Raw genomic sequence first — 16,526 nt, forward strand, 5'->3', positions numbered from 1 at the left:
AACACTGGAAATCATGTTACGAAATTAATACCATCTTCTCGTGGGCAATGTCAGATATAAGGAGTAGGCGAATGAGCGTTCAAAGCCATATCGAAGCTCTTACTGCCAAACATGCTGCACTTGAGCAGGAACTCCACCTCGAGACGCGCCGGCCGGCGCCCGATGATTCCCTTGTCGCAGACATTAAACGTCGCAAGCTTGAAATCAAGGACGAGATAAACCGAATAAATCATTAGCCGTCCGGTCATGGCCAAACGCGTGATGAAAAACATGCGATCAACCATGAAGACGGTTTGACGACCTCACAGATTTCCTAACTCTTGCTATTGCCGCCTCCGCTTGTCGCCCACATGAGAGGCGGCAACTTTATGTCTGCGCTTCAAATCCACGGGCGACATTCCCAGATAAATTGACGAACCCAACCAGATACGCGTGACCCGGCGTAAATGATGACGCTTATCTGTTTGAAGTGATTTTAATCCGCAGAAAATGGCGGAATACCGACGCTCTACCAATGTCTAAGGGGTAAGTGCGAATTAAATAGGTATTATGATGCCGATTTAATCGCTCGTCACAAAAACGCGTTTGTATGGGCACAAGACCCATCTCCGCGGGAGGAAATTTCGTCAATGACTGGTCGTTATCAGGAAACCTATGATCGCTCGATTGCCGACAAGGAAGGTTTCTGGGCGGATGCCGCCGAAAACATTTCATGGTACCGCAAATGGGACCGCGTTCTTGATGACAGCAACGCACCGTTTTATCGCTGGTTCGTCGGTGGCGAGGTCAATACCTGCTATAACGCGCTGGATCGCCATATTGAAAATGGTCGCGGCGATCAGGATGCCCTGATCTATGACAGCCCGGTCACCAACACGGTTGAAAAATTCACCTATCGCCACCTGCGCGATCAGGTTGCCCGTCTTGCCGGTGCGCTGCATGCGCACGGTGTGACCAAGGGGGACCGGGTCATCATTTACATGCCGATGATCCCGCAGGCCGCGATGGCAATGCTTGCTTGCGCACGCATCGGGGCAATTCATTCGGTGGTGTTTGGCGGGTTTGCGTCAAACGAACTGGCAACCCGCATCAATGATGCCAAGCCCAAGCTGATCCTGACGGCAAGCTGTGGCATCGAAGGGTCGCGGGTGATCGAATATAAACCGTTGCTTGATCGTGCCATTGATATGGCCGAACACAAGCCATCCGGTGTTATCCTGTTCCAGCGCCCGCAATGCGACGCATCCCTGGTGGATAGTCGCGATTACGACTGGGCTGTGGAATGCGCCAAGGCGGCACCATCGGATTGCGTGCCGGTGGCGGCAACCGATCCGCTTTATGTTCTTTATACTTCGGGCACTACGGGGCAGCCCAAAGGTGTTGTTCGTGACAATGGTGGCCACATGGTTGCCCTGAACTGGTCGATGAAGAACATCTATGATGTCGAAGCCGGTGACGTTTACTGGGCCGCATCCGATGTGGGCTGGGTTGTTGGGCATTCCTATATTGTTTATGCGCCGCTTCTGGCCGGGTGTACGACGGTAATGTATGAAGGCAAACCGGTCGGAACCCCGGATGCCGGTGCATTTTGGCGGGTGATTTCCCAGCACAAGGTCAAGGTACTGTTCACGGCACCCACAGCATTTCGTGCGATCAAGCGCGATGACCCCAAAGCCGCCCATATGGCGAACTATGACCTCAGCAGCTTAAAGGCGCTTTATCTTGCTGGCGAACGTTCCGATCCCGACACCCTGCAATGGGCGGAAAGCAGCCTGGGCGTGCCGGTGATTGACCACTGGTGGCAAACCGAAACCGGCTGGTCGATCTGTGCCAACCCGCGCGGGATTGAATTGTTGCCGATCAAATATGGATCACCAACGGTTGCGGCCTGTGGCTGGGATGTTCAGGTTCTTGACGAGGCAGGAAAACCGCTTGAACGCGGGCAGATCGGCGCGTTGGCCGCCAAGCTGCCATTACCGCCCGGCACCTTGCCGACCCTTTGGCAGAATGATGAACGGTTCAAGTCTTCTTATCTGGAAGAATTCCCGGGCTATTACGCGACCGGTGATGCCGGTTTCATTGACGAAGATGGCTATATCTATGTGATGTCGCGCACTGATGACATCATCAATGTTGCCGGGCATCGTTTGTCAACCGGGGGCATGGAAGAAGTTCTTTCCGGGCATCCGGATGTTGCCGAATGTGCGGTCATTGGTGTTCATGACGACCTTAAGGGGCAATTGCCGCTTGGCTTTGTTGTTCTGAAATCCGGTGTGACCCGGCCCCATGAGGCGATCCTCGCCGAGGTGGTGGCGATGGTACGTGATCAGATCGGCCCGGTTGCGGCCTTTAAAAAGGCAACGGTTGTCGACAGGCTTCCGAAAACCCGGTCTGGCAAAATCCTGCGCAAGACCATGCGATCGATTGCCGATGGCGAAAGCTATAACACCCCGGCAACCATCGATGATCCGGCGATCCTTCCGGAAATTGCCGAGGCATTGAAGGAAATCGGATACGCGAAATAAGACCAACCAAAGATCCCGTAAGCACGGATACTCCCGGCTCTTTTCATCACAGAGCACACCTTGCGCCTGCCATCCCCGATTGGCAGGCGTTTTTTCTTTCGTTCAGGATTGTTCTGCCAACGGCTTGGTCATGTGATTGGGGGTAAGGACCCGATAAAGGATAATGGCACTGATAAACCCGATCAGAAGCAATCCGCTTGACGCCCAGATTGCCGATTGCGGTCCGAAACGGGTAATCAGTTGATCATAAAGGCTGGGCGCAATTGCCGACAGGAAGAAGCCCGGAACAAGCAACTGTCCAACTTGCTTGCCGTATCCGCGATTGCCAAAAATCATCAGGGGCAGGGTGCCGCGTGTGATGGTCAGAACCCCGTTGGCTGCACCATAAACAAAGGTGAATGTCATAACCGCCCAGATATAGGGATCACCGATCAGCGCAAACAAGAATGACAGCGGTAACAGTGCGGTGGCCATCACGGTCAGTTTCGTTGGCGCAAGGCGTTTGCCAAACAGGACCTCGGCGGCACGGGCAAGAGATTGTCCAATCCCCCGCAAACTGGCGGTTTCAATGGCGACCACAGTGCCAAGTCCGATGCCGATCAGAATCGGGATCATATGGGCTGACATTGCGGCATTGACGACATTCAATATTGTGACGATGACGGCATAAAGAATGCCGCAAAGATGCTGATGATCTGAAAAACGGCGGTTGCCATCGGGCTGGTTGAACTGGTTAATCGGCTGCCCGGTATGTTCGGTGCTATCTTGGTGTTCCGGTGCAGCGGCCGGGACAAGCAAGTGCAGGGGAATGGTTAAAAGGGCAAACCCGGCATAGCTGATAAGGGCGATTGTCAGATCGAACTGACTTTCAATCATATGCCCCAAAGGCCAGAATACGGTCGATGCCAGCCCGCCAAACAGCGTGATTTGACCCATTGCCCTTCCGGCATTGGGCCCACCGATCCGGGCCAATGTAGCAAAGGCCGCATCATAAAGGGTTGCGCGCATTGCAAAGCCCAAAATGATCCAGCCCAGAAAATGAACGACAACCTGATCGCCAAAGGCAAGGATCAGGCAGCCAAGTGCATTTAGAACCGACCCGGCCAAAAGAACCGGTCGACCGCCATATTGATCTATCAGGCGGCCACAGGTTGACGAACAAATCCCCATGACCAAAAGGGCCAGTGAAAAACCACCATAGACAATCGCACTGTCCCAGCCGTTGCGTTCGGCAAGGGCCGTGCCGAAATTCCCGATCAGGTAATAGGCCGTGCCCCAGCTGATAAGCTGGGCCAGACCAAGGGCTATGACAGTGCGATGATGGATCATTTGTCGGTTGGGCCGGACATGGTTGGTTTGTTGCTGCCAAGCGACCGCTGCATCAGGACGGAATCAAGCCAGCGGCCAAATTTGAAGCCGACATTGTGAAAGGTACCCGTCAGCTCAAATCCGTGTTTGCGATGAAGTGCGATCGAGGCGTGATTGGCGCTGTCGCCGATGGCTGCAATCATCTGACGCCAGGGGCCTGCTTCGCACCGTGCGATCAATTCCCCCATCAACAGGCTTCCGATACCCTGGCCAACCGCGTCCGGCGCAACATAGACCGAATTTTCAATGGTGTGCCGATAGGCCGTTCTGGGGCGATAGGTGCTGGCATAGCAGTAACCGACAACCTTGCCGTCGCGGATGGCAACCAGATAGGGCATCTCCTTTGCCCGAATTGCATGAAAACGGTCGGTGATTTCATCAACGGTCGGCGGGATTTCTTCAAAGGATGCCGTACCGGTCAAAACATGATGGGCATAGATCGCCGTGATGCTTTCCATATCGGTATCATTTGCATCGCGCAGAGTGATGGTATCAGCGGGGATGGTTTCTTTGGATGTCAGGCACATCGTCTTGTCCGGTGTTGAATTGTTTGACCAGACAGTATGCTGAATTCTATCATAACGTAAGTTTTGAAATCTTATGCATGACATAAGGAAAAGTTTGATATGCGTGCCCTTAATCTTGATCAGCTTCATGCCTTTGCCGACGTTGTGGCACTTGGCAGCTTTTCGGCCGCGGCGGTGAAACTTAATCTGAGCCAGCCTGCGGTCAGTCAACAGGTCCGTCAGCTTGAAGACCGTCTGGGCGTCAAGCTGATCGAGCGGGTTGGAAAGCGCGCCGAACCAACTGCTGCCGGGCAGGCATTGCTGGCCCATATCGGGGGGATTGATGCGTCTGTTCAATCTGCACTGGATGCTGTTTCAGGCTTTTCCGATGGACCAGCCGGGCAAGTCCGGATTGGCACCGGGGCGACGGCCTGTATTTATTTCCTGCCAGCCATTCTTGAACAGCTTCAGCGGGCCTATCCCAAACTGGAAATCATGGTCCGGACCGGAAATACGGTCGATATTGTTCGGTCAATTGAAGACAACCAGCTTGATATCGGACTGGTCACGATGCCTTGCAGTGGCAGAAGTCTGTCAATTACGCCGGTCATGACCGATCCGTTTGTCGCGATCTTTGCCGGGGATGCCGATATCCCCGATGTCATCCACCCCCGTGATCTCGAAACCCAGCCGCTGGTGTTATACGAGCGCGGTGGTTTGACCCGAACACTTGTTGATGACTGGCTGCGCGATGCCGGTATTGCAGGGCATTCGATCATGGAACTTGGCAGTGTCGAAGCCATCAAGGAACTGGTCGGTGCCGGGATCGGGGCGACCATTCTTCCTGAAATGGGGGCACGTCCGGGGCGCACGCAGTTCCCGATCAAGACCAGACCGCTGACACCTGGGTTGTCGCGCGAACTTGCGCTTGTCATGCGGCGTGACAAAACATTGACCCCGGCCTTGCGCGAAGTTCGCAACGGCCTGATGCGCGCGGCCCAAAACCGGGAAGCACAAAGAAACCGGGTGTGAAAGCCGAACTAGTCTTCTTCGGGAACGTAGAAGGTCGGGAATTCCGCGTTGGGTTCTGGCATATGCAACGCGACATTGGCACGCGTGATCATTTGCATAATGTGATCAGGTGGCGGGCAATCGGTAAAGAAGGCGCTGACATCGGTCACAGAACCGCCACGCACGACGGCATTGCGTCCGAACTTTGTGTGGTCGGCAACCAGATAGGATTTGCGCGCGTTCTTTAGGATGGCAGAACGTGCACGGACTTCCTGTTCGTCGAAATCAAGCAAACTGCCATCCGGGTCAATGCCCCCAACGCCAAAGATGCCGTAATCAACCTTGTAGCTGTTAAAGAAGGCCTCGACTTCAGGGCCAAGCACATCCCGGTCACGGTTGCGCAGGCGTCCGCCAATCAGGGTAACGTCAAAGCTGTCATTGGTTGCCGCGACATAGGCCACATTGAGATTGTTGGTGAAAATCCGAAGATCGCGATGCTGCAAAAGCGCGCTAGCCACCAGTTCCGGGGTTGTTCCAATTGAAAAGAACAGCGATGCGCCATTGGGGATTTCGCGTGCAACGAGGGCTGCGATTTTGCGTTTCTCGTTGACGTTCAGAACCTTGCGCGCCCGATAGGCGATATTTTCATGTTCAAGTGCCGGTTCGACCCCGCCATGACGACGGCGCAGCAACCCTTCGTCACACAATGCATTCACATCGCGGCGAATGGTTTGCGGGGTGACGTCAAATCGTTCGGAAAGTTGTTCAATGGTTCGGAAACCGTCGGCGCGGACAAGTTCAACAATGCCAGCCTGGCGTTCAGTTGGACGTTTTTGCATGGAAACGTTTCTTCGGTGTTGTTCGTTTGAAAGCAGGCGAATGGTATGTTGCGTATATGTCGGCTGCGTTACAGTTTAACGGCAATCATATGAAACAAACATTAGGCAATAAGTGCTGACAAACCAAAGAAAAAAGGCCGCCCATCGGGCGACCTTTCAAAATTTGGATCAGGAGCGGAAGAGGTTCTCTGCTGCTTCCATGTAATCGGAAGTCGTGAGTTCTTCTTTTTTCTCTTCGGCCTTTTTGCCCGGATAATCCGGTTCCGGATTGATCTGCAATTCTTCGGGCAGCGGATCCGGCTCGACATTGCGGGCGATCTTTTCCGGGTTCTTCGAGCGTGCGATCACGACCTGTTTTTCAAGGTCAAGTTCGGTGCACAGGCCCATGGTTACCGGGTTGCGCGGGGTCAGGTTGGCGGAATTCCAATGGGTCCGGTCACGGATCTTGCCAATGGTATCCTTGGTGGTGCCAATCAGCTTGCAAACCTGCGCATCGGACAGTTCCGGGTGATGCTTAAGCAACCAGGCAATCGCATTCGGACGATCCTGACGCTTGGAAACCGGGGTGTAACGGGCACCTTTGGCCTGCGCGCGCGGGCGCGGCAGATCGGATTTCGCCATTTTCAGGAATTCGCGCGGATCTTTTTCACAGCGCGCAATTTCATCCTTGGTCAGCTGACCATTGGCAACCGGGTCAAGACCAACAATGCCCTGACCGACATCGCCGTCGGCGATTGCCTGAATTTCCAGCTCGTGCAGCTCGGTAAAGGCGGCAATCTGCCGGAACGACAAGCCGGTATTGTCGATAAGCCATACAGCGGTTGCTTTGGGCATGAGGGGCTGTGCCATAATTCCTCCTGTTTCCTTCTTTCTCTCTGGAGACCGGCAATGGGTATGAGCCCAAAAAGCGCGGGAATCTTTGCCCCAGAATATAATCTCTTTTGGTGGTCCGGCAATGCTGCAAAGGCAACCAAGGGGTGATCCAAGGGTTGCTGCGCATCGTCGGACCCGCCATTGCGTTCTTTTCGATCAATGTGCGGGTAAATGCAACAATCTGTTGCGGACTTGCGAAAAGAATATTTCTTTTCTCTCCACAATCATAGTCATGTTGCTATGGATCGATCAGATAAACGTCTCAGACCGGCATCCATAAACGATCATTCGACTTCCAGTATCACTTTTCCGATGTGTGCGCCACCCTTCAATATGGCATGGGCTGATTGCGCATCGGCAAATGGAAGGGTTTGGAAAATTACCGGGGAAATTTCACCCGCTTCGATTTTAGGCCAAACCTGTTCGCGAAGTGATGCGGCAATCGCTCCCTTGTTGGCAACCGGTTGGGCGCGCAATGTCGATCCCATCAATGTCAGACGTTTCAGCAAAAGCGGGGTAAAGTTTGTTTCGGCCTTTGGTCCGCGCAGGAAGGCAATAATCAGGATGCGGGCCTCGATGGCGGCTGCTTTGAAATTGCTACTGACATAATCGCCCGCAACCATATCCAGAATGACATCGGCCCCTTTGCCATCGGTTGCGGCTTTAACTTCTTCGACAAAGTCCTGGGTTTTGTAATTGATTGCGACATCCGCACCAAGATCACGGCATGCCTGGCATTTTTCATCGCTGCCTGCCGTGGCAATCACTTTGGCACCAAATGCCTTGGCAAGCTGAATGGCCGTTGTCCCAATACCAGATGTTCCGCCATGAACAAGGAACGTCTCGCCAGAACGAAGCTTGGCCTTGTCGAAAACATTGTGCCAGACCGTGAAAAAGGTCTCGGGAAGGCCCGCTGCCTCGATCATCGAAAGGCCTTTGGGGACGGGCAGGCATTGTGCTGCGGGCACCGCTGCGTACTGGGCGTAACCGCCTCCGGTCACCAAGGCGCAAACCTTGTCGCCGGTCTTCCAATTCCGGACATTTTCGCCGGTTGCAACAATTTCACCGGCCAGTTCCAGACCGGGAATGTCCGGTGCGCCCGGTGGTGGCGGGTACATCCCGGCAACCTGCATCAGGTCGGGGCGATTAACCCCGGCGGCCTGCACGCGCACCAATACATCCTCCGGGCCAAAGGCCGGCACATCAATCTCGCCTGCCGCCAGATAGGGCTCATTTCCATCCTTGTGGATTTCAATAGCCTGCATTCGTGATGGCAATGGATGACTGGACATGATGACCTCCGTGGCGAAAAGATAGTTTAATACCTATCTAGGGTCAGGACCGAATTCAATTGCCCAAATGGCGGGATCGCCATTGGCAAAGGAAGATTGCAGGAAAAGGAGGATCGGCGTGAACGATGACGATTTTAATGCAGGTGTGAAAATGGCGTTTGGCTTGCCGCGCAGCCTTGAAGGCATGTCGATTGACAGCCTGAAGGAATATCGCGCCGCCCTTGAACAGGAAATCAAACATGTTGATATCGCGTTGGAGCATCGCAAAGGTGCCCATGCAGGTGCCGAGGCCTTGTTCAAGAGCTAAAACGGAAATTCCAAGTTGGTCAAATGATAGACTTGAGGATAAGTTTTTTAAACCTGAGGTTAATTGAAATTTAAACTTACCGTATTATATGTGGAATAGAGGGTCATCTGTTGACCCCCTTGTCGAACGTGATGTTTCGATGCCTCCCTGTTAAACTGAGCCGCCCTTTTCGGGCGGTTCTTTTTGTTTATCCTTTGAATTCAATTGTTTGTACTGCGCCATCTCCGTTTGCAGATTGCTGTAAGGGATGCGTAAATGCGCAAAGAAGTACGGGATAATACGTATTGTCACATTTGTGCCATGAATAGCCTTGACCGCTTATCAAGCGCTGGCTAAAGTTCGCTTCACAAGAAAAACAAAATCAAAAGTCCGGCAAGTTTAGCAGGTTGAGGTGAGACCGCCCCGTAAGTGGGCGGTCTTTCTATTTGATCCTCCCGCTTCTTGAAGCAGGATTACATATTTCCAATATAAGCAGGATGACACACGAGCATCCTCCGGCGTCGCGAAAGGCGCCATACCAGAGCAATTTTGCGGTTGTTCATTTCTCGCGGACCTATGACGAGGCCTTTACCCTGCTGGTAGAGGCAAGGAATTATCTGGCCGCACACAGAAGTAAGCATCGCAAAAGACATAACAACCGCGAAGCCATTGCGCGCTGCGTGGAAGAGATGCGAATGACCACACGCCTGATCCGGGCGATGGCCTGGCTTCTTGCCGTAAAGGCCGTCGAAGAAGGCGAGATTCTCTGGGAGGATGTCATCGATACAGATGATCTGATGGTTGACCTGCGTATTTGCCTCGAAGACCGTGACGAAGCCTGTGCGTCGCTGTCACCTGGTTTGCTTGATCTGATGGATCGGGCACATGCCCTTTATATGCGAACCGCCCGGATGGAACTTCAGGTCGCTGCACGCTGTGCAAACTAGGCACACATTGATCCGCAATCATGTCCCAGTCTGGGCATGTTCACGGCTTTCTCCAATTAACGGATATACGGGAAGTCAGGTTCGCGATTGAACCTGGAACACTTCCACTGGCTCGGCAAAGCCTTTCATCTGGCGGGTGCCCTTGGACACAAATGCCGCTCGGCTGCCGCTATAGGTGTTTTTGACATTACCGGAAACAAGGGTCTCATCGCCGCCTGCTTGTGCACAGACACGTGCGGCAAGCTGCACAACGGTGCCAAACAGGTCATTTTCCTCGGCAATGGCTTCGCCTGCATTGATGCCGATCCGGATCTGGAACTTCAAATCCTGCGTCGCATTGTGGGTCGCCATATTCTTCTGAATCTCGATGGCTGCTTCAACCGAGCTGGCAGAGGACGGGAATACGGCCATGATGCCGTCGCCCATATGTTTGACTTCCTTGCCATAGTTGTTGATCAGGGCTGTGCGCACAATCTGGTTATGGAAATGAACCATCTGCTGCGCGCCATGATCACCGAGTTCCTGGGTTTTGGCAGTCGAATTGACGATATCGGTAAACATCAGGGCGTGAAGCTTTTTGCCAGCGGCCCCTTGCGGGCCCGCGGCTGGTTTGTCGCTCCAATTCGAGATGGCGCGCGACACTGACCCCATGATGCTTTTCTCGTCTTTAAGATACGCATCCATCGAATCGCGACCGGCCCCGTACATATCCTTGTATTTCGGTTCCAGGATATAGTTGTCGACATTCTTGCAGAATGTGTCGGCCATGCTTTTGTTCGCACCAAGTGCCGAAATGCAATCGCGCAGAACCGCACGGCCGTCTCTCTGTTCCAGTGCGTTTTTCTCGCTGCATGCATCGCAGGCACCGGCAACATACAGATTGACGCCAAATTTGTGATAGGCGTCCAACACCGGAACCTTGCGCTTGATCGCCTGCATAGAGCCGGAGATGAAGTTCTTCATCTGATCACGTGTGGAACGCATTTCGCGGGTCTCGACCAGCGGACGCTCTGGCGTATCATCAATGGCGGTTTCGGGTTCGTTGCTGATGGCTGTTTCGTCGTCTTCGGTGTCACTACCTTCATTAGCAAGCTCTGCTGCCATTTCGGCTGCTGATTTGCGGGTGGCCGATGACTGGCCATCATGCGCAACTTGGCGGGCCACAGGGGCGCGCTTTGCAGTTGCCGATTTCTGGCGGGGTGCCTTGCCGGGCGATGATTTCGGGCTGGAACGCCCTTTGAACTTTTTGGTTAGCGTCATCAGCATCGGAACGACGCTGGCAAGAAAACCGATGGTAAAGGACAGAAAGTTGGCTTTGTCGTAAAAGCCCTGACTGATCTGCATACCCATGCTTGGCAGGAATTCAAGCCCCTTGGCCGCGCCAAGCATCGTTGCCAGACCAATGGCAATGGCAACACAAAAGGCGATCATCATCTTAAGGGCAAGGCCGATGATGCTCGGATTTTCTTCTGCAATGGCGCGTGCGCGCCGTTTTGCCTGCGCGGTAATTGCCGCCTGATCCGGGACGCTTTCCGCATCGCCGGTCGCCGGGCTTGGCGATGCCTGAACCGGGGCAGGGCGCGGTGCTGCTGCCTTGGCTTGTGCTTGTGGGCGGCTTGCCTTCTTGTTCTGGGAGGCGCTGCTTTCAAGTTTGCCCTGACCGCGGGTCTCGTAGACGACATATTCATCAGAACTGTTGGTGGCGTGGTTATAAACCTCGCGAATCACCTTGACCCCGGAAACGTGGTTTGCACGTTCGATCTGTTTTGCTTCTTCTTCGGCTTGTTTTTTTTGCGCACCAGTAAAGTGGCCGTGGATTTGCCACCGGCCTGAGCGGTCTTTTACATAGACCTCATAGCTAACCTGATTACGCGCCGCCACTTGGTTCATTTATAAACCTGGTCAATTTCACAAGCCAAAATGGGCGGCGTTATGCACACCACCCTATCCGAACGAATGGAATTATGGCAAAAAAATGCCGGAATAACCATTAGATATGGCGCATGGCAGACCATATTTGTGATCATTGCGGTTTTCGGGGGGAAACCACTGCTGTCTGCGAATGGTTCAGACAAAGAAAAACGCCCGCAGCATCAATAAGATGCGACGGGCGCTGATCCCACAGAACACATAAATGCGTTCTTTGCTTAGTTGCCGATATTGAAACCAGCGAAGCGCTTTTTGAATTTCGCAAGCTGCCCGCCGCTGTCCAGAAGACGGTGAACACCAGTCCAAGCCGGATGGCTTTTCGGATCGATGTCGAGCTTCATCACGTCGCCAGGGTTGCCCCAGGTCGACTGAGTGGTGAAGGTGCTGCCGTCAGTCATCTGAACGGTGATCTCATGGTAATCGGGATGGATATCTTTTTTCATCGCCTAATCACTCCGGAATTTGAAGCGCGGTGTATAGTGTAAAAAATCGTCTCGCGCAACCCCTGTAACCGGAATAATCCGATTAACGCCAAATGAGGGGAGTGCAGTAGCGATCTCGCGGTCGTTTAGCAGCCAAAAGCGCAGGTTTCAAGCTTTTCTCGCAACAGGTATCTTATGCATACTTGCACAGCACACTTTATATAGTATGGTGCGCCGACAAATGATTATCGCCTTGCCGGGGCCAAACGGGCTTCTGGCGTCAGACGGAGAACAAGACTGTGGCCCTTGATGAAACCCGCTTCCATCAGATTGCAGATGAAACGATTGAAACCCTTTCGGACATCATCGATGACGCGCTGGGCGACGATCTTGAAGTCGATTTGCAATCCGGAATTCTGACAATCGAACTCGATTCGGGTGAACAATTCATTATCAACAAGCATGGCCCGAACCGTCAGGTCTGGCTGTCTTCGCCGGTCAGTGGTGCAAGTCACTATGACTTTGATGAAGACAATGAAACCTGGACCTCGACCCGCGGGTCAACCACGCTCAATGATCAACTGTCCACCGATTTGGCCGTAAAGACCGGAAACAAGCTTGATCTTGGCTGATTTTTGATCAGTTGATCTCTTCCCAAAATTCACGGGATAAAATCCTTGGCGCGTACACCGACTGTTTCTGCAAAACTGATTGACCGGGAATCCAGCCGTAATCTGTCTTCCCTGCGTGCGATCATTCCGTTCATCTTGAAATATCGACTGCAATTGATCGGGGCGCTGATTGCGCTGGTCATTGCATCGGGAACGGTTCTGGCACTCGGTAACGGTTTGCGGATGCTGGTTGATGAAGGTTTCGCAGACGGGGATGGCGGGCTTCTTGATCGGGCATTGTTTGTCCTGTTTGCGGTGACCCTGCTTCTGGCCGGTGCCAGCTATATGCGCTTTTTCCTGGTGTCGTGGATTGGCGAACGGGTGGTTGCTGATATCCGATCTGCTGTGTATCGGCATATCATTCGTCTGGATTCGGAATTTTTCGAAGTCACCCGCACCGGCGAAGTTCTGTCGCGCCTGACAACAGACACTACACTGTTGCAATCGGTGATCGGATCAAGCGTTTCAATCGCCCTTCGCAATGCGCTGATGTTTGTCGGTGGCCTGACGATGCTTGCGATCACCAGCCCGAAACTGACTGCACTTGTGTTGCTGGTGGTGCCATTGGTTGTCGTGCCAATTGTCGGATACGGGCGGCGGGTGCGCCGTTTGTCACGCGAATCCCAGGACCGCATCGCCGATGTCAGTGCTTTTTCCGAAGAAACGCTGAATGCCCTGCGCACGGTTCAGGCCTATACCCACGAAGAAATCGAAAGCACGCGCTTTGGTACCCATGTCGAAAGTGCCTTCAAAACGGCGGTTGCCCGTATTTCGGCCCGCGCCCTGTTAACGGCAATTGTTATTGTCATGGTGTTCGGGGCGGTCGGGACCATCCTTTGGATCGGTGGTCATGACGTTCTTGATGGTGTCATCTCGGCGGGCGAGCTTTCCGCCTTTGTCTTTTATGCTGTGGTGGTTGCCGGTTCGGTTGGCGCAATCAGTGAAGTGATTGGCGATTTGCAACGTGCTGCCGGTGCTGCCGAACGTCTGGTTGCGCTGCTTGAAACCAAACCGAAAATCGCAGCACCGGAAAATCCGGTGGCTATGCCGGTTCCCCATCAGGGACATGTCAGTTTCGAAGATGTGACCTTCCATTATCCGGCCCGCCCGGATCGTTCCGCACTCGAAGGATTAAACCTTTCGGTCCGCCCGGGCGAGACGGTTGCGTTGGTCGGGCCGTCCGGGGCTGGTAAGACTACTGTCTTCCAACTGCTGCTGCGCTTTTATGATCCAGCATCGGGGACCATCCGGGTTGATGGTGTTGATGTCCGTACTGCCGATCCGGTTGCTGTGCGCGAACGCATTGGTCTGGTCGCGCAGGATCCGGTGATCTTTGCTGCCAATGCCTGGGACAATATTCGCTACGGTCGCCCCGGTGCGAGTGATGCCGATGTTCGTGCCGCGGCCGATGCCGCCCATGCCAGCGAATTTCTTGATCGTCTGCCAGAAGGCTTTGGCACCTATCTCGGTGAAAAAGGCATCAGGCTTTCAGGCGGGCAGCGCCAGCGTATCGCCATCGCGCGCGCAATCCTGCGCAACCCGTCAATCCTGTTGCTGGACGAGGCTACCAGTGCGCTGGATGCCGAAAGCGAACAGGTGGTGCAGCAGGCCCTTGAAGGCATCATGAAAGAACGCACCACTCTTGTGATCGCGCACCGTCTGGCGACGGTGCTGCATGCAGACCGGATTGCGGTGATTGACGATGGCAAGCTTGTGGCAATCGGCACCCATCAGGAATTGCTCGAAACGTCCCCGCTTTATGGACGCCTTGCCAAGTTGCAATTTGACCGGGATGCTGCCTGATCATAGGGCAAAGCGATGCGACAGACGTTGTGACGGCAGGGTGGTCGGATAAGCCAAGGCAAACAAAAAGCCTGCTCCGTGTAAACGGGCAGGCTTTTTCTATGGGTATTTGACCGGGCTTTTAATCGGCGCTGGCAATCTTGCGATTATCAAGCGACAGCTCGGCATATTGCTTGCGCAGGATATCGGCATCGGCCAGGAAGGTGTTCAGCTCGTCACCCTTAAGCTTCTTGCCGCTTGGCATTTTCACCTTGATCGGGTTGACCTGCGCATTGTCTTTGAGAATCTCGTAATGCAGGTGCGGGCCGGTGGACGCCCCGGTGGTTCCGACATAACCGATGACATCACCCTGTTTGACGCGCGCGCCCTGTTTCAGGCCCTTGGCAAAGCCCTTCATATGGGCATAGGCGGTTTCATAGGAATCGTTGTGACGAATGCGGATGTAATTGCCGTAACCGCCATTGCGGCCGATCTTGGCAATCGTGCCGTTACCTGCTGCAAAGATCGGCGTGCCACGCGGGGCGGCAAAGTCGATCCCTTTATGCATTTTGGTGTAACCAAGGATCGGGTGTTTACGTTTGCCAAATCCGGAAGACAGGCGCGCCCCGTTGATCGGGGTCCGCATCAGGGCACGGCGATAGGATTCGCCCTGCTGATTATAGAAGTCGGTTTCGCCATTGCTGTCGGTAAAGGAATAAAGACGGACTTCCTCGCCGCTCAGCGTCATGCTGGCATAAAGGACATCGCCATAACGAACGCGCTCGCCTTTTTCATTTTCCAGTTCCTGGAACATGATTTCAAAGCTGTCGCCCGGCTGGATGTCGCGCTGGAAGTCGACTTCATAGGAATAAAGTTCGATCAGGTTCATCAGAACAGGAAGCGGAACACCATTGCGCTCGGCAGCAAGAAACAGGCTTTGCTCGATTGTGCCGGCGGCAACATTGTTCTTGGTGGTCAGTTCGACCTTGTCTGATGATGCCTCAAAACCACTATCGGTGCGTGATACCGATACAATGGTTTCTGCATCTGGCTGGAAGCTTAGTTCATCAAGGAGCTCGATGCTGTCTTCCATAGGGGCGGAATAGACAAGATCAAACTCCTGACCGGCACGCAATTTGCGCGGATTGAAAACATCGCGGAGCGCTTCGATCGCGTTATAGGCAATGTTGCGCTCAAGTCCGGTGGCGGTCAGCGTCGCCATCAGGTTCGATCCTTTTTCAAGGACAACTGTCTCGCGGCGCGGTTCGATGTCGGGAATACTGGCTGTTTCGGTCACACCGCTGACATCCGTCTCGGAACTGTCAACTATCAGGCTTTCTGCAGCACTCGCAGAAAGGGCGGTGTCTTTGGCGTTGGAATAGTGATCGGATAACAGATATCCGGCCGTCCCCCCCAGAATTGCCATCACGCTAGCAATAGAAACCAAGTCTCTTCCGGCCATTGCCGTAGAACTCCCCTAATAGCCAATAATCAGTTCGCTCAACCTGTTGCTCTTCGTGGCAACATCGGCTCAAACCTTATACATAAAAGCTTAAGCGATGTGAAACGCCAAATCGCAGCGGTTATAACCATACCCACGCGACCATAATGGCGCGATTTCCTTTACGAAGCGTTGAGGTTTGTTCGGGCCGTTTATCAAGGTGGGCCGGGCTGGGATGCCAGCGGACAGTGGCAAGAACAAGGCACATTTGTATCACCTCTGTATCACGATGAATTTCGAGGCTTTCAGGGCAGGGATCGCGCCATTCTTGCACTGTTTGCAATATGCGCGGCGGGCCGGTTTCAAGATGTCTGGTTTTCAATACATATATATGTGTGTTGCCATGATGCGGATCGGTTTGCGGAAAATGGCGGGAAATAGGGCCTTGTCTGCATATCTACGCCGATGCGGATTTAACAGATGGTGTTGCACATCAACCGATGGGTGATGTCGGTTTTTTCGGTAGTTTTATGCCGATTTCGGCCTTTTGAACTTTTTGCATTTTTCCTGCATTTTTTTCCAAAAAAGGGTTTGACAGTTCCTGGAGTGGGGCCTATAACCCGCCTCCACCGAC

Annotated in this window: 15 protein-coding genes; 7 read left to right on the top strand and 8 right to left on the bottom strand. The window is 53.6% G+C overall.

Translation table 11 applies throughout. From position 1 onward, the window contains the following. Positions 1-71: 71 nt before the first annotated feature. Both TH19_RS21605 and TH19_RS21610 read left to right on the top strand, forming a co-directional pair. On the top strand, positions 72-236 hold the full coding sequence (locus TH19_RS21605; protein ID WP_082817874.1) for a YdcH family protein: 165 nt from the start codon (positions 72-74) through the stop codon (positions 234-236). A gap of 384 nt (positions 237-620) precedes the next feature. Further along, positions 621-2,525, top strand: a complete 1,905-nt coding sequence (locus TH19_RS21610) for a propionyl-CoA synthetase (protein ID WP_258548084.1) — start codon at positions 621-623, stop codon at positions 2,523-2,525. A gap of 102 nt (positions 2,526-2,627) precedes the next feature. Here TH19_RS21610 and TH19_RS21615 read toward each other — a convergent pair whose 3' ends face one another. Further along, positions 2,628-3,854: an MFS transporter gene (locus TH19_RS21615; RefSeq protein ID WP_114104438.1), complete on the bottom strand. Its 1,227-nt coding sequence runs from the start codon at positions 3,852-3,854 to the stop codon at positions 2,628-2,630. After that, positions 3,851-4,420: a GNAT family N-acetyltransferase gene (locus tag TH19_RS21620; protein ID WP_114104439.1), complete on the bottom strand. Its 570-nt coding sequence runs from the start codon at positions 4,418-4,420 to the stop codon at positions 3,851-3,853. Before TH19_RS21620 ends, TH19_RS21615 begins: the two co-directional genes overlap by 4 nt. 99 nt (positions 4,421-4,519) lie before the next feature. Here TH19_RS21620 and TH19_RS21625 point away from each other — a divergent pair, with 99 nt between their 5' ends. Continuing rightward, a complete protein-coding gene (locus TH19_RS21625; RefSeq protein ID WP_114104440.1) occupies positions 4,520-5,431 on the top strand; it encodes a LysR family transcriptional regulator in 912 nt (303 codons plus the stop codon). An 8-nt stretch (positions 5,432-5,439) separates the two neighbouring features. Here TH19_RS21625 and TH19_RS21630 read toward each other — a convergent pair whose 3' ends face one another. The 3 genes from TH19_RS21630 to TH19_RS21640 all read right to left on the bottom strand — a co-directional run bounded on the left by TH19_RS21630 (position 5,440) and on the right by TH19_RS21640 (position 8,414). Next, the gene (locus TH19_RS21630; RefSeq protein WP_114104441.1) at positions 5,440-6,249 is read right to left on the bottom strand and encodes a DeoR/GlpR family DNA-binding transcription regulator; all 810 of its coding nucleotides are present in this window, start codon (positions 6,247-6,249) and stop codon (positions 5,440-5,442) included. Positions 6,250-6,417: 168 nt separating this feature from the next. Next, a complete protein-coding gene (locus TH19_RS21635) occupies positions 6,418-7,098 on the bottom strand; it encodes a DUF1013 domain-containing protein (RefSeq protein ID WP_114104442.1) in 681 nt (226 codons plus the stop codon). Positions 7,099-7,406: 308 nt separating this feature from the next. Beyond that, positions 7,407-8,414, bottom strand: coding sequence for an NAD(P)H-quinone oxidoreductase (locus TH19_RS21640; protein WP_258548081.1), 1,008 nt, complete (start codon positions 8,412-8,414; stop codon positions 7,407-7,409). 118 nt (positions 8,415-8,532) lie between these two features. Here TH19_RS21640 and TH19_RS21645 point away from each other — a divergent pair, with 118 nt between their 5' ends. Further along, entirely contained in the window at positions 8,533-8,721 is a 189-nt protein-coding gene (locus TH19_RS21645; RefSeq protein ID WP_258548082.1) for a DUF1192 domain-containing protein, read from the top strand. A gap of 476 nt (positions 8,722-9,197) precedes the next feature. Beyond that, complete coding sequence (locus TH19_RS21650) at positions 9,198-9,647, top strand: DUF1465 family protein (RefSeq protein WP_114104445.1); 450 nt, start codon at positions 9,198-9,200, stop codon at positions 9,645-9,647. Between the two features lie 75 nt (positions 9,648-9,722). Here the strand turns inward: TH19_RS21650 and TH19_RS21655 are convergent, their stop codons facing one another. Beyond that, entirely contained in the window at positions 9,723-11,537 is a 1,815-nt protein-coding gene (locus TH19_RS21655; protein WP_114104446.1) for an adenylate/guanylate cyclase domain-containing protein, read from the bottom strand. Between the two features lie 257 nt (positions 11,538-11,794). Further along, positions 11,795-12,019, bottom strand: coding sequence for a 50S ribosomal protein L31 (gene rpmE / locus TH19_RS21665; protein ID WP_068519706.1), 225 nt, complete (start codon positions 12,017-12,019; stop codon positions 11,795-11,797). Positions 12,020-12,297: 278 nt separating this feature from the next. Here rpmE and cyaY point away from each other — a divergent pair, with 278 nt between their 5' ends. Together cyaY and TH19_RS21675 are read left to right on the top strand one after the other, a co-directional pair. Beyond that, the gene (gene cyaY, locus TH19_RS21670) at positions 12,298-12,630 is read left to right on the top strand and encodes an iron donor protein CyaY (protein ID WP_114104448.1); all 333 of its coding nucleotides are present in this window, start codon (positions 12,298-12,300) and stop codon (positions 12,628-12,630) included. A gap of 45 nt (positions 12,631-12,675) precedes the next feature. Then, a complete protein-coding gene (locus tag TH19_RS21675; RefSeq protein ID WP_114104449.1) occupies positions 12,676-14,472 on the top strand; it encodes an ABC transporter transmembrane domain-containing protein in 1,797 nt (598 codons plus the stop codon). Between the two features lie 121 nt (positions 14,473-14,593). On the opposite strand, the gene TH19_RS21680 is transcribed toward TH19_RS21675, so the two are convergent. Next, the gene (locus TH19_RS21680) at positions 14,594-15,898 is read right to left on the bottom strand and encodes a M23 family metallopeptidase (protein ID WP_258548083.1); all 1,305 of its coding nucleotides are present in this window, start codon (positions 15,896-15,898) and stop codon (positions 14,594-14,596) included. Positions 15,899-16,526 lie beyond the last annotated feature (628 nt).

Origin of the sequence: Thalassospira profundimaris (assembly GCF_003326675.1) — a bacterium.
Lineage (GTDB): Bacteria > Pseudomonadota > Alphaproteobacteria > Rhodospirillales > Thalassospiraceae > Thalassospira > Thalassospira aquimaris.